Below are 17,742 nucleotides of genomic sequence, written 5' to 3'. Positions count from 1 at the left end.
GGGGGGGTGTTTTACTCGCCATCTTCCCCTCCTCCCACCCCACCCCCGAACCGTCAGCACAATCAGCTTCGGGGTGCCCCAACCCACCCGCCTGCAATGTCGCCGCCAGGCGACGAGCAGCGCCCCCCGAGGCCACCGCCGCCCTCACCCCCGACCTCGCACAACGCCAACGCCGCCGCCACGCGAGCCACCCCCACACATCCACCCTCATTTTGTACTGCCGGTTTCAGAAAGCGAGAATCCCCGTGCCCCTAGCCGTCTTCATCCTCGGCCTCAGCATCTTCGCGCTGGGCACCTCCGAGTTCATGATCACCGGTCTCCTCCCCGGAATGGCCGCCGACCTGAACGTCACCATCCCCGACGCAGGCCTCCTGATCTCCGCCTTCGCCGTAGGCATGGTCGTCGGCGCACCCCTCCTCGCCGTAACCACAATCCGGCTCCCCCGAAAAGCCACCCTCCTCGGCCTGCTCACCGTATTCAGCGCAGCCCACATCATCGGCGCAGTCTCCGACGGCTACGGCATCCTCTTCGCCACCCGCATCGTGAGCGCCGTCGCCTGCGCCGGTTTCTGGGCCGTCGCCGCCGCAACCACCGTCAACCTCGTGCCAGAAGCCCGGCGCGGACAGGCGCTCGCAGTGTTGGTCGGCGGGCTGACAATCGCGAACGTCGTCGGCGTCCCAGCAGGCACGCTGCTCGGACAGCACGCAGGCTGGCGGAGCGCGTTCTGGGCAGTCGCCGCGCTGACGGTCGTCGCCGCCGTCGCCGTGCTGCTGTCGGTTCCGCGCACCGCAAAGGAAACCGAAGCGCCGCGGATCGCCGAAGAACTGCAAGTGTTCCGCCGCAGCCGGTTGTGGCTCGCGCTCGGCGTGATCGCGCTGCTGCAGGCGATGGTTTTCGCGACGTTCAGCTACCTCGCTCCCCTGCTGGTCTCCGTCGCGGGGCTGCCCGAATCCGGTGTGCCGGTAGTGCTCGCGCTGTTCGGCGGCGGTGCGGTGATCGGGATCTTCGCGGGCGGCAAGCTCGCTGACGCATACCCGTTCGCGACGCTTTACGGCAGCCTCGGGATCGCCGTCGCCGCTCTCGTCGCGCTTGCCTTCGCTACCAACCCGGTCGTCGCGGTGGCCGCGGTACTCGTCCTCGGCGCGGCTGGCTTCGCGGCGAACCCGGCACTTAATGTGCGGGCTTACGCCGCGGCGGGCGGCACCTCCACGCTCGTCGGCGCGAGCACGACGTCCGCGTTCAATGTCGGCAACACTGTCGGTCCGTGGCTCGGCGGGACGACGATCAGCGCTGGGCTCGGGTTCTCCAGCGTGGCGTGGGTGAGCGTCGCGCTCGGAGCACTCGCTCTAGCGGCCCTCACGTTCGCGCTGCGACTGCACCAGCGCGACACCGCACCGCAGCTCGTGGCTGCCTGAACAGAGAATGGCCCCGCGGGAATGTTCCCGCGGGGCCATCTCCTGAGCACTGGGTCAGATGCCGAGCGCGTGCACGCCGCCGTCGACCATGATCATCGAACCGGTGGTGGCGGGCAGCCAGTCGGACAGCACGGCGCAGACCGTCTTCGCGGTCGGCTCCGGGTCCGCGGAGTCCCAGCCGAGCGGCGCGCGGCCGTCCCAGCCGCCCTCAAGCTCGCCGAAGCCGGGGATCGACTTCGCGGCCATCGTCTTCATCGGACCGGCGCTGACCAGGTTGACCCGGATGCCCTGCGGGCCGAGTTCCTTGGCCAGGTACCGGTTCACCGACTCCAGCGCGGCCTTCGCGACGCCCATCCAGTTGTAGACCGGCCACGCGACGCGCGCGTCGAAGTCCATGCCGACGATCGAAGCGCCGCGGCCGAGCAGCGGCAGCGTCGCCACCGCGAGCGACTTGAACGAGAACGCCGAGACGTCCACCGCGACCTTCACGTCGTCGCTCGGGGCGTCCAGGAACGGCGCGCCGAGGCAGCTCTGCGGCGCGAAGCCGATCGAGTGCAGGACGCCGTCGAGGCCGTCGACGTGCTCGCGGACGCGGTCGGCGAGCGAGTCCAGGTGCTCCTGGTTCGTGACGTCCAGCTCCAGCACCGGGGCGGGCTCGGGCAGCCGCTTGGCGATGCGCTCCACCAGCGACAGCCGGCCGAAGCCGGTGAGCACGACCTTCGCGCCCTCCTGCTGGGCGATGCGGGCCGCGTGGAACGCGAGCGAGGCGTCGGTGATGACGCCGGTGATCAGCAGCCGCTTGCCTTCGAGCAATCCGGGCAACACGTCCTCCAGGTCGTGGGTTCTTCTCGGGAAAAGATCAGTGGCCGAGGCCGAGGCCGCCGTCGACCGGCAGCACCGCGCCGTTGACGTAGCCCGCCTCGTCCGAGGACAGATACCGCACCGCGGCGGCGATCTCGGCCGGTTCGGCGTAGCGGCCGGACGGGATGCTGCCGAGGATCTCCTTGCGCCGGTCCTCGCTCAGCGCGTCGGTCATCGCGGTGTGCACGAAACCGGGTGCGACCACGTTCGCGGTGATGTTGCGCGAGCCCAGCTCCCGCGCGAGCGAGCGGGCGAAGCCGACCAGTCCGGCCTTCGAGGCGGCGTAGTTCGCCTGCCCGGCCGAGCCGGAAAGGCCCACCACGGACGAGATGAACACGAACCGGCCCCAGCGGGCGCGCAGCATGCCGCGCGAGGCCCGCTTCGCGACGCGGAACGCTCCGGTGAGGTTCGCGTTCAGCACGCGCTCGAACTGCTCCTCCGACATCCGCATGAGCAGGGTGTCGTCGGTCAGCCCGGCGTTGGACACCAGGACCTCGACCGGCCCCTGGTGCTCCTCGACGAGCTTGAACGCCGTGTCCACCTGCTCGGCGTCGGTGACGTCGGCCTGCACGCCGTAAAGCCCCTCCGGCGCGCCGGAGCCGCGGTGCGTGACCGCGACCCGGTGGCCCTGCTCGGCGAGGTCGCGGGCGATAGCCAGCCCGATGCCCCGGTTGCCGCCGGTGACCAAGACCGACCGTCCCACTTCGTTCTCCTCGTCGTCTTCGCGGTTGCGCCCGCCTGAGGCTATCGGCTGCGCTGACCGGCGGCGCACCCGGCACTCCCGTCCTAAGCGACGGTAAGGAACCGCGCTTCGACCTTGATGGTTACTGCCCGGTTGGTCACCGTGAGTCGCGACACAGGAGGTCAAGGATGACTACCCGGATCCAGAACGCCGGCTCGGCGCGGGACGAGCGGCGCGTGGTCGGCAACGTGCTGCGCGGCTCGATCGGAAATCTCGTCGAGTGGTACGACTGGTACGCCTATTCGGCGTTCACCGTCTACTTCGCGAAGGCGTTCTTCCCCGGAGGGGACGCCACGGCGCAGTTCCTCAACACCGCGGCGGTGTTCGCGGTCGGATTCCTCATGCGCCCGCTCGGCGGCTGGCTGCTCGGCCGGTTCGCCGACCGCTACGGCCGGCGGTCCGCCCTCGTGCTCTCGGTTTCGATGATGGCGGCCGGATCGCTGCTGATCGCGGTGACGCCCGCGTATTCGACGATCGGCATCGCGGCCCCGATCCTGCTGGTGTTTTCCCGGCTGCTGCAAGGGCTTTCGGTCGGCGGCGAGTACTCCACCTCGGCGACGTACCTGTCCGAAGTGGCCACTCCGGGCAAGCGCGGGTTCTACTCCAGCTTCCAGTACGTGACGCTCGTCGGCGGGCAGCTGCTCGCGCTGGGGCTGCAGCTGATCCTGCAGAGCGTGCTCACCGACAAGCAGATGGGCGACTGGGGCTGGCGGATCGCGTTCGTCGTCGGCGCGCTCGCGGCGGTGATCGTGATGGCGCTGCGGCGGTCGATGGACGAGTCCGAGAGCTACCAGCGCGTCACCGAAAGCGCTGAAACCGGCAAGGGCGAGCGCGGCACGCTGCGCCAGCTCGTCAAGTACCCGCGCGAGATCCTGCTCGTCGTCGGCCTGACGCTCGGCGGCACGGTCGCGTTCTACACCTACGCCACCTACACGCAGAAGTTCCTGGAGAACACCGCGCACATCCCGCGCCGCACGGTCACTGTGATCATGTTCCTCGCGCTGCTGGTCTTCGCGATCCTGCAGCCGCTGGCCGGGAAGCTGTCGGACCGGATCGGCCGCCGGAAGCTGCTGATGTTCTTCGGCATCGCGGGCACCCTGCTGACCGTGCCGATCATGACCCTGATGGCGCGCACCAGCCAGCCGTTCCTCGCGTTCCTGCTGCTGCTCGGCGCGCTCGTGATCGTGACCGGCTACACCTCGATCAACGCGATCGTTAAGGCCGAGCTGTTCCCGACGCGGATCCGCGCGATCGGCGTCGGCCTGCCCTACGCGCTCACCGTCGCGATCTTCGGCGGCACCGCGGAGCTGATCGCCCAGGCGTTGAAGAAGGCGGGTCACGAATCGATCTTCTTCTGGTACGTCGCGGGTTGCGTCCTCGTGTCACTCGTCGTTTACGCGACAATGCGGGAGACTTCGCGTTCGTCCGCTCTCGAACGCGGCGAGGACTGACTGGGAGGACGGCCGTGCGCGTGCTGCTCGTGGAGGACGACACCGGCGTCGCCCGGGCACTCGCCGAAACGCTGCAGGCGCACGGCCACTCCGTCACCGCGGTCGGCCGCGGCTCGGACGCCCTCACCCGGCACCGGGACGCGGACCTGCTGCTTCTCGACCTCGGCTTGCCGGATCTCGACGGCCTCGACGTCCTGCGCAAGATCCGCCAGGTCTCGCCGGTGCCGGTAATCGTGCTGACCGCGCGCGACGGCGAGCGTTCCGTCGTCCGCGCCCTGCGCTTCGGCGCGGACGACTACCTGGCGAAACCGGTGCGGATGGCCGAATTGCTGGCCCGGATGGACGCTGTGGCGCGGCGGGCGGGCAGCTCCTCCCCCGCCCCGAAAGACCCGGTGGTGCAGATCGAGGACGTCGAGATCGACCTCGGCGCGCGCCGGGTCGTGGTGGGCGGCCGGGACGTCGGGCTGACCACCAAGGAGTTCGCGGTGCTGGCGGTGCTCGCCGCGCGGCCCGGCACCGCGGTGAGCCGCCAGCAGCTGATGGACGAGGTCTGGGGCGACGCGTACCTCGCCGTCTCGCGCTCGCTCGACGTGCACATGACGCAGCTGCGCGCAAAGCTCGACCGGCCCGGCCTGCTCACCACGATCCGCGGCTTCGGCTACCGGCTCGGCCGGAGCTGATCGGTGCGCACTCGCCTGCTGGCCGTCCTGGTCACGCTCGCGATCGCCGTCGTGGCGGCGTTCGCGGTGCCGTTGCTGTCCGCGACCGCCGACCAGCGGACCCAGCAACTGGTGATCTCGCGCAGCAGCGACGTCGACCGCTTCGTGGTGCTTGCGCAACAGGCCGTCGATTCAGGGGACACGAGCGCGCTGAACGCCGACGCGCGGCAGTATTCGTCGTTATACAGCGAAGGCGTGCTGATCGTGGACGCGCAGCGGCAGCCGCTGGTCGAAACCGGCGGCCTGACCAGCAACGATCCCGCCTCGCAGGCGCTCATCGAGGCGACGCTGCGGAACGAGCCGGAGGCGCCGGTCGAGCGGATCCGGCCGTGGTCGGACGACCCGGTGCTGTTCGCCCGCCCGGTCGGCACCGGGACGCGGGTGTCCGGTGTGGTGCTGCTGCGGGCGTCGGTGACCGCCGCGGCCGCGGACGTCGAAGCGGCGTGGAGCGCGATCGCTGCCGGGGCGATGGTGGTCGCGGCGCTGTTCGTCTTGCTCGCCGTCCTGCTGTCGCGGTGGATGGTGCGTCCGTTGGTGGAGCTGGAAACCGGCGTTCTGGCGGTGGCGGGCGGACGCCGGGCGCAGGTGCCGGAACGGTCCGGGCCGCGCGAACTGCGGTCGCTGGCGGCGTCGGTGAACCGGATGTCCGACGCGGTGGTCGAGTCGGCGAACCAGCAGCAGCGGCTCGTCGCGGACACCTCGCACCAGCTGCGCAATCCGATGGCCGCGCTGCGGCTGCGGCTCGACCTGCTCGGCACCGAGGTCGAAAACCGCCCGGCGTACGAGGCCACGGTGGCGGAAGTCGAACGGCTGGAACGGATTCTCGACGGCCTGCTCGCCCTCGCCACCGCGGAAAGCACCGCGACCCGGCTCGCCGCGCGCGCCGGCGACGAACCCGCCGACCTCGCCGCTGTCGTGGCGGAACGGGTCGACGCGTGGCGGTTGTCCGCCGAGGAAGCGGGCGCGACCCTCGTGCCGTGCGCGGTCCATACTGAACCGCTGCTGGTGCGCACGCCGGAAAGCGAACTGGCACAGATTCTCGACGTCCTGCTGGACAACGCCGTCCACCACGCCGGCCAGGGAGCGACCATCACCGCCGATTGGGAGTCCGCTTCGGACACTGTCACGCTGATCGTCACCGACGACGGTCCCGGCCTCCCGCCGGAGGATCTCGCCCGGGCCACCGAACGGTTCTGGCGCGCCGGCGGCGACGGGGCGCCGCGCGGAACCGGTCTCGGCCTCGCCATCGCCCGCGAGCAAACCCGAGCCCGGGGCGGGGTTCTGGAGCTGCGCAACGTCGAACCGCACGGCCTCCAGGTCCGGATCACGCTGCCCGCCGAGGTGGCGCCGTGACCGTCACGCGCCGCGCCGCGATCCTCGGCGGCCTCGCCTTCACGCTCGCTGCCTGCGACGACACCTACCGCGGCCCGGACCGGAAGATCACCATCGCGTCCGGCGAACCCGGCGGCTTCTACCTGGCCTTCGCCGAGGTTTTGGCGGCCGAACTGTCCCGTGCCGAACCTCGGCTGCACTGCAGCGCGCTCGCCACCGAGGCGAGCGTCGAAAACGTGCAACGGGTCCGCGACGGAACGGCCGATTTCGGACTGGCGCTCGCCGACGTCGCGCAATCCGCCATCACCGGCGGCACGCCGTTCGGGAAACCCGTTCCGCTGCAAGCACTCGGCCGTGTCTACGAGAACTACCTGCAGCTGGTCGTCCGCGCCGAAGACCACCTGACCGACCTCCGTTCGCTGGCCGGACGGCCGATCTCGGTCGGTGCCAGCCGGTCCGGTGCCGCGCAACTCGGCGAACGGGTCTTCGCCGCGAGCAGCGTCCCGGTCCAGGCGCTGCACCTGCCGTTGAACGACGCGGTCGCCGCGCTGCACGACCGCCGGATCGACGCGTTCCTCTGGTCCGGCGGGATCCCGACGCCCGCGCTCGCCGACCTCAACCGCACGACACCGCTCTCGCTCGTCCCGCTCGCGTCGGTGCTCCCCCAGCTGCGCAAGGCGTACGGGCCGCTGTACGAGCAGGTGCAGGTGCCCGCCGGGGCGTACCGCGGGGTCGGCGCACTCGGCACCATCGGGGTCGCGAACCTGCTGGTCTGCTCCCCCGACCTGCCCTTCGACGTCGCCGCGGCGGTCGTCCGGGTGCTCGCCGAGCGCGCCGCCGAACTCGTGCCCGCGCAGGCCGTCGGCACGCAGTTCCTGGACGTGCGGACGCTCATCGGCACCCAGCCGGTCCCGCTGCACCGCGGCGCGGCCGACACCTACCGCGCGCTGCACGGGTGATCGCTAGATTGGTCGGGTGACCGAACGCCGCCCTCTCGCCGAAATGCCCCTGCGCGTGCGCTACCACGAATGCGACGGCCAGGGGATCGTCTTCAACGCGCATTACCTGGCCTATGCGGACATGGCGGCGTTCGAAGTGGAACGAGCGCTCTTCGGCTCGCACGACGCGCTGCTCGCCACCGGGGTCGACGTGGTGGTCGCCGAATCGAACCTGCGGTACTTCGCGCCGTGCCGTTTCGACGACGAACTGGTGGTCGCGGTCTACCTGGTGCATCTGGGCACCACCTCGATGCAGTTCGAGCTGGAGGTCCGCCGCGGCGACACGGTGACGACCGAGATCCGGCTGCGGTACGTGTTCGTCGACACCGAGAACTACCGCAAAGCCGTACCGCCGCCGGAGGTGCGCGCGGCCTACGCGCAGTACCTCCCCGAGGCAGCGTGAGGGCGGCCGTGTTCCGAGTGCTGTTCTACCGCCCCGAAATCCCGCCCAACACCGGCAACGCCATCCGGCTGGCCGCGAACACCGGGTGCGAGCTGCACCTGGTGGAGCCGCTGGGATTCACCTTGGAGGACAAGCAGCTCCGCCGCGCGGGGCTCGACTACCACGATCTCGCGCGGGTCCACGTGCACGCGGATTTGGCTGCTGCGTGGAAAGCTTTGCTCCCGGCGAAGGTGTACGCCTTCAGTGCCACCGCGACGCGGCTGTACACGGATGTCTCTTACGCGCCGGGCGATGTGCTGATGTTCGGGCCGGAGTCCGCCGGGTTGCCGGACGAGGTTCAGCGGGCGGCGGAGGTCACCGACCGGCTTCGGTTGCCGATGCTGCCCAACAACCGGTCGCTGAACCTCGCCAATACCGCAGCGATCGCGGTGTACGAAGGCTGGCGGCAGAACGGCTTCGCCACGCCGTGAAGGACTCCTTGAGGGAATCTGATTCCCTCAAGGAGTCCTTCACGGACCTAGGGCAGTCTCTGGCCGAACAGCAGCGCGGTCGCCGCGCCCGCCATCAGGATGATCGTGCCGAGCACGACCCACGGCTTGCTCGCGTCGGCGTTCTTCAGCTCGTACCCGATTTGCTCGCCCAGGTCGGCGTAGACGCGTTTCAGTTCGTCCGCGCTCGCCGCCTTGTAGAACTCCCCGCCGGACAGATGGGCGATCTCGCGCAGCGATTCGTCGTCCACGCGGACGTCCTGCTGTTTGCCCTCGATGTCGACCGATCCGTGTTCGGTGCCGAACGAGATCGACGAGATCGGCATCTGGGCCTGCTTCGCCGCCTGCGCCGCGGTGTACGCGCCGCGCGGCGCGTACAGGTCTTCCGGCACCGTCTGCTTGCCGTCGCTCATTAGCACGATGCGCGCGGGCGGCGGGCCGTCCGCGCCGCCGACCACTGCGGAGAAGCTCTGGATCGACTGCATCGCCGCGTAAATGCCCTCGCCGGTGGCGGTGGACTGGGCGAGCTTGAGGTTGTCGATCGCCTTCGTCACGCCTGCCCGGTCCGTCGTCGGGTTGACGAGGACAGTCGCGGTCCCGGCGAACGAGATCAGGCCCAGGTTGATGCCCGGCGTCATGTTCTGCGCGAACTGTTTCGCCGCGTCCTGCGCCGCTTTCAGCCGTGTCGGCGCGACGTCGGTCGCCTCCATGGACAGCGACACGTCGATCACCAGCATGACCGTCGCCCGGTTTCGCGGCACCTTCTGCTCCGCCGTCGGGCCCGCGAGCGAGACCGTCAGGAACAGCAGCGACAGCACGATCAGCACCGCGGGCACGTGCCGGATCCAGCCCTGCGCCTTCGGCGCGACCTTCTCCAGCAGCTCGAGATTCGCGAACCGCATCACCCGGCGGCGGCGCTGCCGTTGCGCCAGCACATACGCGGCCGCCACCGCGGCGACCGCGATCAGCAGCAGGAACCACCACGGCGAACTGAATCCGGCCAGGCTCACGCGACACCACCCGACCAGCGACGCTTGCGAGCGACCACGAACCGCACCATGTCCGCGATCCAGTCGGAATCGGTGCGCAGCACCAGATGCGCCGCCCCGGCCCGGCGCAGGCCGGACGCGACCGCCTGCCGGTGCGCGTTCGCCGCCGCGCCGAATTCCTTGCGCAGCAAAGCTGAAGCGTGCACTTCTCGCTGCCGTCCGGTTTCCGGGTCGGCCAGCACGACGGTGCCGACGTCCGGCAAGTCCACATCCCTCGGGTCGACGATTTCGATGGCGATCAGCTCGTGCCTCCCGCCGAGCGCGCGCAGCGGACGCTCCCAGTCCAGCGGGCCGAGGAAGTCCGAGATCGCCACCGCCAGGCCGCGCCGGCGCGGCGGACGGCGCAACTGCTCCAGCGCACCGGCGAAATCACCGCGAACGCCCTCGGCGGCGCGGGGAGTCTCGGCCAGCCGCCGGACGAGACCGCGTGCGTGCGGAAGCCCGCCGCGCGCCGGGATCCGGGTGCTGCCTTCGCCGTTGGACACGATCGCGCCGATCCGGTTCCCGCCGCCGCCGGTCAGATGCGCGACGGCCGCGGTCGCGCAGACCACCAGGTCCCGCTTCTCGCAGAGCGCGGTGCCGAAGTCGAGGCTCGCCGACATGTCCGCCACGACCCACGTCTCCAGCTCGCGGTCCGCGACGGTTTCGCGGATGTGCGGCGTCGTCGTGCGCGCGGTGACCGCCCAGTCCATCCGGCGCACGTCGTCGCCGGGCTGGTACGGGCGGGCCTCGCCGGGCTCCGAACCCGGCCCCGGGACGAGCCCGAGGTGGTTGCCCTGCAACAGCCCGTCGAGGCGGCGGCGCACTTCGAGTTCGAGGGTGCGCAGTCCCGCTTCCATCCGGTCGCCGCGCAGGATCGGCGGCGCCCAGCCGGGACGTCCGCCCGGTTCTTTCGAGGAGGTTCCAGCCACGCCGTTACCTGACAGGCGCGCCCGCCGGCACCGGGCCGGCGCCGCCCTGCGGCCGGGCCGAAACCTGCGGCAGCGGCACGGTCTGCAGCACGCGGGTGACGATGTGGTCGACCGGCACGCCGTCGGCCAGCGCGTCGTAGGACAGCACGAGCCGGTGCCGCAGCACGTCCGGCACGACGTCGACGACGTCCTGCGGGAGCACGTAGTCGCGGCCGCGCACCAGCGCCAGCGCCCGGGCCGCGGCGATGATGCCGAGGCTCGCGCGCGGCGAAGCGCCGTAGGACACCCAGCCCGCGACGTCGGAAAGCCCGTGGTCGTTCGGGGTGCGCGTGGTCAGCACCAGCCGCACGACGTAGTCGACCAGCGCGTGGTGCACGAACACCTGCGACGCGACGCCCTGCAGGCGCACCAGCTCCGCCGGGCTCAGCACCTCGTGCGGCTCCGGGGGCGTGACGCCCATCCGGTAGATGATCTCGCGCTCCTCCTCGGCGGAGGGGTACTCGACCAGGATCTTGAACAGGAACCGGTCGCGCTGGGCCTCCGGCAGCGGGTACACGCCCTCGTTCTCGATCGGGTTCTGCGTGGCCAGCACGAGGAACGGGTCGGGCATCGGGAAGGTCTTGCCGCCGATCGACACGTGCCGCTCGGCCATCACCTCCAGCATCGCCGACTGCACCTTCGCCGGGGCGCGGTTGATCTCGTCGGCGAGCACGAAGTTCGCCACGACCGGACCCAGTTCGACGTCGAAGCGCTCGGCGCCCTGGCGGTAGATGCGCGTGCCGAGGATGTCGGCGGGCACCAGGTCGGGGGTGAACTGCACACGGGAGAACGATCCGCCGACGACGCGCGCGAACGTCTCGACCGCCAGCGTCTTCGCGACCCCGGGCACGCCTTCGAGCAGCAGGTGCCCCTTCGCCAGCAGCCCGACGAGCATGCGCTCCACCAGCCGGTCCTGGCCGACGATGACGCGCTTCACCTCGAACACGGTGCGTTCCAGCAGCTGGGCGTCCCGCGCCGGGGTGCCGGGCTGCTGCCCGTTCGCTCCCTCGGCGAAGCCGGGCTCGGTCACTCTTCCTCCAGGGGTTTCCACGTCTGCGTGCTCGCCCGCGACCCTACTGCGTCGCTAACTTCCCGCGACGGCAGCCAATCGCATCGCCAGTGTGACAGCTGTGAAGCCCGTGTCAGCGGTGCTTTTCCAGGTCCTCCGGCGTGTCGATGTCGTCGCTCTCGCCGGGTTCCGCGGCGGTCTCGGCGATCCGCAGCCCGCCGAGCGTCCGGCGCAACGACGCGTTCTCCGGACGCTCCGGCATCGCCTGGCGCAAAGCAGCGGTGCGCCAAGCGCTCACCAGCCATTGCCGCTCCCCCGCCGCGTCCACGAGCACCGCCCCGTCCGCGTCGGCCACAGTGGACCGCAGCCGGTCCACTGTGGAGCGCCGGATGCCGGGGAGGTCCGCGGCGAGCAGCACGACGATCTCAGCGCGGCCAATGGATTCCAGCCCAGCGGCCAGCGCGGCGACCGGTCCGGTGCCGGGGACGGCCTCGCGGGTCCAGACGACCGTGTCGTATCCCGGCCGCCGCGGCCCGCACACCACGATCGGCTCCGCTCCCGCCAGCGCCTCGACTGCCCGGCCCAGCAAGGAGATCCCGCCGATCCGCAGCTCCGGCTTGTCCACTCCGGACAGGCGGCGCGCGGCCCCGCCGGCCAGCACGATTCCGGCGAACCGGGGGCTCTCAGTCATGGCCCCAGGGTGCCCGCTGCGAAAACCCGCGCGCGCTCCGGGGTAGCTCGGGTTAGGTTGCCGACGTGCCCGACGCCGCGCGGCTGCTCGCCGCTTACGACCGCGAAGTCCGCCGAGCCGAACTCACCCAGGCCGAACCCGGACAACAGCTGACTGTCGACGGCCCGCTGGCCCGTCTCACCGGCGGCCGTCGGGGGTTCGTCTCCGGCCCGCCCGACCTCGGCGTGACCGGCGACGCCCTCGACGACCTGATCGCCCGCCAGCGCGCCTTCTTCGCCGCCCGCGGCGAGGAGTTCGAGTGGAAAACCCGCAGCCACGACCGTCCCGCGGACCTGCCGCAGCGGTTGCTCGCCGCCGGTTTCACGCCCGAGGAGACCGAGACCGTCCTGATCGCCCCGCTCGACTCGGTCGCCGCTTCGGCCCCGCCGTCCGCGGACATCGTCGTGCGGGAAGCCAGCGGCGGCGACGATCTGCTCCGCATCGCGACGCTCTCGGCGTCCGTGTTCGGCCACGACGAAGCCGCCGTGGCCGCCGACCTGCTCGCTCGCGCCCGCGCCGACGCGGGGACCACCACGCACGTCGTCGCCGAAACGGACGGACGGTTCGTCGCGGCGTCGCGGCTGGAACTGGTGCCCGGCACCGGATTCGCCGGACTGTGGGGCGGCGCGACGCTGCCCGAATGGCGCGGCCGCGGCCTCTACCGCGCGCTCGTGGCGCACCGGGTCGGCGCGGCTCGGGCCCGCGGGGTGGCCTATCTCCAGGTCGACGCGTTGCCCACCAGCCGCCCGATTCTCGAACGGCTCGGCTTCACGGCGGTCACCGAAACGACGCCGTACGTGTGGAGCCCGCTCAGCCGATGAGGCGCGTCGCGTACGGCATGATGCCGCCGTAGCGGACCGGCGCCACGCGCACGTACGAACCCGACTGCGGGGCCTCGACCATCTGCCCGTTGCCCAGGTACAGCGCGACGTGGTGGATGCCGCCCGAGCCGCCCCAGAAGAGCATGTCGCCGCGGCGCATCTGCGACAGCGGGACCCGGCGGCCCGAGGTGTACTGGTAGCCGCTGAAGTGCGGCAGGCCGCGCACGCCGGCGAAGGCGTAGATCATCAGGCCGGAGCAGTCGAAGCCGATCTTGCGGTAGTCGCCGTACCGGTCGGCGACGCCGCCGTCGCGGATGCCGCGGGTCGGGCCGCTGCCGTTGCCGCCTCCCCACGCGTACGGCATGCCCACCTTGGACAGCGCCCGCGCGATCACGGCTTCGATCGAGCCGCCCGCCGCCGGGGACGGGCGACGGCCGCCGCCCCCGCCGCCGTTGTCATCGTCGTCGTCATTGTTGTTGGCCGCCGCGGCCGCCCGCAGGGCCGCCTGCCGCGCGCGCTCCTCGTCCTCGCGCTGCTTCTGCGCGAGCCAGTCCTGGTAGCGCTGGCGCTGCCCCTGCAGGCCGTTGACCTTGGCCTGCGCGGCGTACAGCTGCTGCTCGACGGAGCTCTTGTTGGCTTCCAGCTGCGTGTTCTGCGCGGCCTGGGACTCCTGCGCGGACACAGCGGCGGACTGCGCGGCGTCCGCGGTGCCCTTCGCCCGGGTGGCCGCGTCCTGCTTCTGCTGCGCGAGTTCCAGCGCCTTGCGTGCGGCGGAGTCCTTGTTGGCCTTCTCGGTCTGCGCCTGCTGGAGCCGGTCCATCGCGTTGAGCCGCGAGCCGCCGATGGCGTTGAGCAGCTGGGCGCGGGCGAGCAGGTCCTTCGGGCTGTCCGAGGTCAGGTACGCCGAGATCGACCCGATCGTGCTGCCCTGCTCGAAACTCGCCGCGGCGAACTTCTTCGCGTCCTCGCGGGCCTTCTCGATCGCGCCTGCCGCCGCGTCCGCCTCCTGGCGCGCGGACTTCGCGTCGTTCTGCGCCTGGGTGGCCTCGTCCTGCGCGGTCTGCAGGTCGACCAGGGCCTTCATGGCCTGTTCCTGCTTCAGCTCGACGTTGTCCTGCAGTTCGCTGAGCTTCTGCTCGGCCTGCGCGAGCTGGTTGGTGAGCCGGCCGACCTCGCCGGCCTTCGCGTTCGCGTCGCCCTTGGCCGAATCGATCGCCGAATCGCTCGGATTCGGCGGCGGCGGAGGCACCGCGAGCCCGGTTCCCGTCGCGCCGAGCAGGGCCACGAGGGAGACCGCCGCCACCGTCAGGCCGCGCCGGGCTCCCGCGCCGCGCACCAGCGCGCCCGCCGTCCCGGACCGTCCCCGCCGGACTCTCACGCCCCGCCACCTCCGCTCACCGGCTGTCCCGTTAGGACACGCCGCGTACCACTGCAGTCACACCACTATCACAAGCCTCAGCAGGAACTTACACACCGCGGAGATCATTTCCCCTGTTCGGGGGACCTGGCGCAGCGGCGTGTCCGGATGGCGCACGTCACTCCGCGTGTCGTCTTGAACGAAATACAGGACACGCGTACTGTTTGGGGCGACGGACGAGGTGTGCCCTCCCGGTTCCGGTTCTACGGTGGGGGTGCGCAAGACTCGCCTGGGTCGACCCGACGACCCGGATACGACACCGAACTGACCCGGGAGGACACGCCGGCGGCGGCGTGGAATCCATGCCACTGGAGTTAGACGTGACTGCACCTAGCAAGGACAGCTTCGGCGCCAAGGACACCTTGCAGGTGGGAGAGAACTCGTACGAGATCTTCCGCCTGGACAAGGTCGAAGGCGCCGCCCGGCTGCCCTACAGCCTGAAGATCCTCCTCGAGAACCTGCTGCGCACCGAGGACGGCGCGAACATCACCGCCGGCCACATCCGCGCGCTCGGCGGCTGGGATCCGAACGCGGACCCGTCGATCGAGATCCAGTTCACGCCCGCCCGGGTGATCATGCAGGACTTCACCGGAGTGCCGTGCGTGGTCGACCTGGCCACCATGCGCGAGGCCGTGACCGCCCTCGGCGGCGACCCGGACAAGGTCAACCCGCTCGCGCCCGCCGAGATGGTCATCGACCACTCGGTCATCATCGACGTGTTCGGCCGCGCGGACGCCTTCGAGCGCAACGTGGAGATCGAGTACGAGCGCAACCGCGAGCGCTACCAGTTCCTGCGCTGGGGCCAGGGCGCCTTCGACGAGTTCAAGGTCGTCCCGCCGGGCACCGGCATCGTGCACCAGGTCAACATCGAGCACCTGGCCCGCACGGTCATGGCCCGCGGCGGCCAGGCGTACCCCGACTCCTGCGTCGGCACCGACTCGCACACCACCATGGTCAACGGCCTCGGCGTGCTGGGCTGGGGCGTCGGCGGCATCGAGGCCGAGGCGGCCATGCTGGGCCAGCCGGTGTCGATGCTGATCCCGCGCGTCGTCGGCTTCAAGCTGACCGGCGAGATCCCGGCCGGCGTGACCGCGACCGACGTCGTGCTCACGATCACCGAGATGCTGCGACGGCACGGCGTGGTCGGCAAGTTCGTCGAGTTCTACGGCGAGAGCGTCGCCCAGGTGCCGCTGGCCAACCGCGCCACCATCGGCAACATGAGCCCGGAGTTCGGCTCCACCGCGGCGATCTTCCCGATCGACGACGAGACCGTCCGCTACCTCAAGCTCACCGGCCGTTCGGCCGAGCAGGTCGCGCTGGTCGAGGCGTACGCCAAGGAGCAGGGCCTCTGGCACGACCCGTCGCACGAGGCGCAGTACTCGGAGTACCTCGAGCTGGACCTGTCGACGGTCGTCCCGTCGATCGCCGGCCCGAAGCGCCCGCAGGACCGCATCGAGCTGACCGACGCGAAGTCCTCGTTCCGCAAGTCGGTGCACGACTACGTCGGGGACGAGCAGCCCACCCCGCACACGAACGTCGACGAGTCCGTCGAGGAGAGCTTCCCGGCCTCTGACCCGGCCGCGCTGTCGTTCCAGGACGAGACCGCCGTGCCGGTGCAGTCCGCGGCCAACGGGGCCACCGGCCGGCCGACCAAGCCGGTCAAGGTGTCCACCGCCGACCGCGGCGAGTTCGTGCTCGACCACGGCGCCGTGGTGATCGCCTCGATCACCTCGTGCACCAACACCTCCAACCCGTCGGTCATGCTGGGCGCGGCGCTGCTCGCGCGCAACGCGGTCGACAAGGGCCTGTCGGTCAAGCCGTGGGTGAAGACGTCGATGGCCCCGGGTTCGCAGGTCGTCACCGACTACTACAACAAGGCCGGTCTCTGGCCGTACCTCGAGAAGCTGGGCTACCACCTGGTCGGCTACGGCTGCACCACCTGCATCGGCAACTCGGGCCCGCTGTCGGACGAGATCTCCGCCGCGATCCAGGAGAACGACCTCACCGCGGTTTCGGTGCTTTCGGGCAACCGGAACTTCGAGGGCCGGATCAACCCGGACGTCAAGATGAACTACCTGGCGTCCCCGCCGCTGGTCATCGCCTACGCGCTGGCCGGGACGATGGACTTCGACTTCGCGACGCAGCCGCTGGGCCAGGACTCCGACGGCAACGACGTGTTCCTGAAGGACATCTGGCCGTCGCCGCAGGAGATCCAGGAGACCATCGACTCCGCGATCACGCAGGAGATGTTCACCAAGGACTACGCGGACGTCTTCGACGGCGGCGAGCGGTGGAAGTCGCTGCCGACGCCGACCGGCAAGACCTTCGAATGGGACGCCGAGTCCACCTACGTCCGGAAGCCCCCGTACTTCGACGGCATGACCGCCGAACCGGCTCCCGTGCAGGACATCTCGGGCGCCCGCGTGCTGGCGAAGCTGGGCGACTCGGTCACCACCGACCACATCTCCCCCGCCGGCGCGATCAAGGCCGACACTCCGGCCGGCCGCTACCTGACCGAGCACGGCATCGACCGCAAGGACTTCAACTCCTACGGCTCGCGCCGCGGCAACCACGAGGTCATGATCCGCGGCACCTTCGCCAACATCCGGCTGCGCAACCAGCTGCTGGACGACGTGCAGGGCGGCTACACCCGCGACTTCACGCAGGAAGGCGCCCCGCAGGCGTTCATCTACGACGCGGCCCAGAACTACGCCGCGGCGGGCACCCCGCTGGTCGTACTGGGCGGCAAGGAGTACGGCTCCGGTTCGTCGCGCGACTGGGCGGCAAAGGGCACCAGCCTGCTGGGCGTCCGCGCGGTGATCACCGAATCGTTCGAGCGCATCCACCGCTCGAACCTGATCGGCATGGGCGTCATCCCGCTGCAGTTCCCGGAGGGCGAGTCGGCGTCGTCGCTGAAACTGGACGGCACCGAAACCTTCGACATCGAAGGCATCACGAAGCTGAACGAGGGCGAGACGCCCCGCACGGTGCACGTGACCGCCACGAAGGAAGACGGCTCGAAGGTGGAGTTCGACGCGGTCGTCCGCATCGACACCCCCGGCGAAGCGGACTACTACCGCAACGGCGGCATCCTGCAGTACGTGCTGCGCAAGATGACCCAGTCCTGACGATCTGACACCACTTTGTGGCCCGCTCCGGTCCCCCGGAGCGGGCCACACTTGGTTTCAGGGGACTCCCACGCCCATTCCGCTTCGGGGCGTAAGCCCCACTCCCTAAAACCCCCACCACCACACCCCACGCCTCCAGGCAGCCAGCCCCCGCCCTGCACCCCGATACGAAGCCTTCCCTGCGGTTCGGGGGTGCTTGTCAAGGCATCTTTCCCGCCTTGACAAGCAC

The 17,742-nt window shown here is 70.5% G+C and carries 16 protein-coding genes; 9 read left to right on the top strand and 7 right to left on the bottom strand.

Features of this window, described 5'->3' with window-relative positions:
* Nucleotides 1-245: 245 nt before the first annotated feature.
* Nucleotides 246-1,415, top strand: a complete 1,170-nt coding sequence (locus ACWGIC_RS41100) for a Cmx/CmrA family chloramphenicol efflux MFS transporter (RefSeq protein WP_452081363.1) — start codon at nt 246-248, stop codon at nt 1,413-1,415.
* Nucleotides 1,416-1,469: 54 nt separating this feature from the next.
* On the opposite strand, the gene fabI is transcribed toward ACWGIC_RS41100, so the two are convergent.
* Entirely contained in the window at nt 1,470-2,237 is a 768-nt protein-coding gene (fabI, locus tag ACWGIC_RS41095; RefSeq protein WP_009078109.1) for an enoyl-ACP reductase FabI, read from the bottom strand.
* 37 nt (nt 2,238-2,274) lie between these two features.
* Nucleotides 2,275-2,979: a 3-oxoacyl-ACP reductase FabG gene (fabG, locus tag ACWGIC_RS41090; RefSeq protein ID WP_452081362.1), complete on the bottom strand. Its 705-nt coding sequence runs from the start codon at nt 2,977-2,979 to the stop codon at nt 2,275-2,277.
* A 167-nt stretch (nt 2,980-3,146) separates the two neighbouring features.
* Between fabG and ACWGIC_RS41085 the strand changes: the two genes are divergently transcribed.
* Genes ACWGIC_RS41085 through ACWGIC_RS41060 form a run of 6 tightly spaced genes read left to right on the top strand, consistent with a single transcriptional unit; the run spans nt 3,147 to nt 8,391 of the window.
* Nucleotides 3,147-4,469 carry an MFS transporter gene (locus ACWGIC_RS41085; RefSeq protein WP_452081361.1) on the top strand — a complete coding sequence of 441 codons (1,323 nt, stop codon included), beginning with the start codon at nt 3,147-3,149 and terminating at the stop codon, nt 4,467-4,469.
* Nucleotides 4,470-4,483: 14 nt separating this feature from the next.
* The gene (locus ACWGIC_RS41080) at nt 4,484-5,149 is read left to right on the top strand and encodes a response regulator transcription factor (protein WP_452081360.1); all 666 of its coding nucleotides are present in this window, start codon (nt 4,484-4,486) and stop codon (nt 5,147-5,149) included.
* A 3-nt stretch (nt 5,150-5,152) separates the two neighbouring features.
* Nucleotides 5,153-6,541, top strand: a complete 1,389-nt coding sequence (locus ACWGIC_RS41075; protein ID WP_452081359.1) for a sensor histidine kinase — start codon at nt 5,153-5,155, stop codon at nt 6,539-6,541.
* Nucleotides 6,538-7,479 (top strand): TAXI family TRAP transporter solute-binding subunit, encoded by a 942-nt coding sequence (locus ACWGIC_RS41070; protein ID WP_452081358.1) that lies wholly within the window; start codon nt 6,538-6,540, stop codon nt 7,477-7,479. Before ACWGIC_RS41075 ends, ACWGIC_RS41070 begins: the two co-directional genes overlap by 4 nt.
* Before the next feature lie 16 nt (nt 7,480-7,495).
* Nucleotides 7,496-7,921, top strand: coding sequence for an acyl-CoA thioesterase (locus ACWGIC_RS41065; protein ID WP_452081357.1), 426 nt, complete (start codon nt 7,496-7,498; stop codon nt 7,919-7,921).
* A gap of 8 nt (nt 7,922-7,929) precedes the next feature.
* Entirely contained in the window at nt 7,930-8,391 is a 462-nt protein-coding gene (locus tag ACWGIC_RS41060; protein WP_452081356.1) for a tRNA (cytidine(34)-2'-O)-methyltransferase, read from the top strand.
* A 47-nt stretch (nt 8,392-8,438) separates the two neighbouring features.
* On the opposite strand, the gene ACWGIC_RS41055 is transcribed toward ACWGIC_RS41060, so the two are convergent.
* The 4 genes from ACWGIC_RS41055 to mobA form a co-directional block, all read right to left on the bottom strand.
* Nucleotides 8,439-9,419, bottom strand: coding sequence for a VWA domain-containing protein (locus tag ACWGIC_RS41055; RefSeq protein WP_452081355.1), 981 nt, complete (start codon nt 9,417-9,419; stop codon nt 8,439-8,441).
* Nucleotides 9,416-10,297, bottom strand: a complete 882-nt coding sequence (locus tag ACWGIC_RS41050; protein ID WP_452081364.1) for a DUF58 domain-containing protein — start codon at nt 10,295-10,297, stop codon at nt 9,416-9,418. Before ACWGIC_RS41050 ends, ACWGIC_RS41055 begins: the two co-directional genes overlap by 4 nt.
* Nucleotides 10,298-10,373: 76 nt before the next feature.
* Nucleotides 10,374-11,438: an AAA family ATPase gene (locus ACWGIC_RS41045; protein ID WP_037806526.1), complete on the bottom strand. Its 1,065-nt coding sequence runs from the start codon at nt 11,436-11,438 to the stop codon at nt 10,374-10,376.
* 112 nt (nt 11,439-11,550) lie between these two features.
* Entirely contained in the window at nt 11,551-12,108 is a 558-nt protein-coding gene (gene mobA, locus ACWGIC_RS41040; RefSeq protein ID WP_452081354.1) for a molybdenum cofactor guanylyltransferase, read from the bottom strand.
* A gap of 65 nt (nt 12,109-12,173) precedes the next feature.
* On the opposite strand from mobA, the gene ACWGIC_RS41035 reads away from it, so the two are divergent.
* Nucleotides 12,174-12,968, top strand: coding sequence for a GNAT family N-acetyltransferase (locus ACWGIC_RS41035; RefSeq protein WP_452081353.1), 795 nt, complete (start codon nt 12,174-12,176; stop codon nt 12,966-12,968).
* On the opposite strand, the gene ACWGIC_RS41030 is transcribed toward ACWGIC_RS41035, so the two are convergent.
* Complete coding sequence (locus ACWGIC_RS41030; RefSeq protein ID WP_452081352.1) at nt 12,958-14,346, bottom strand: NlpC/P60 family protein; 1,389 nt, start codon at nt 14,344-14,346, stop codon at nt 12,958-12,960. The genes ACWGIC_RS41035 and ACWGIC_RS41030 overlap by 11 nt on opposite strands.
* Before the next feature lie 359 nt (nt 14,347-14,705).
* Between ACWGIC_RS41030 and acnA the strand changes: the two genes are divergently transcribed.
* Nucleotides 14,706-17,513: an aconitate hydratase AcnA gene (acnA, locus tag ACWGIC_RS41025; RefSeq protein WP_452081351.1), complete on the top strand. Its 2,808-nt coding sequence runs from the start codon at nt 14,706-14,708 to the stop codon at nt 17,511-17,513.
* Nucleotides 17,514-17,742 lie beyond the last annotated feature (229 nt).

The organism is Amycolatopsis sp. NPDC054798 (assembly GCF_053611505.1).
Note: the sequence above shows the minus strand (reverse complement) of the source record. Positions and strands in the feature narration are given on the sequence as shown.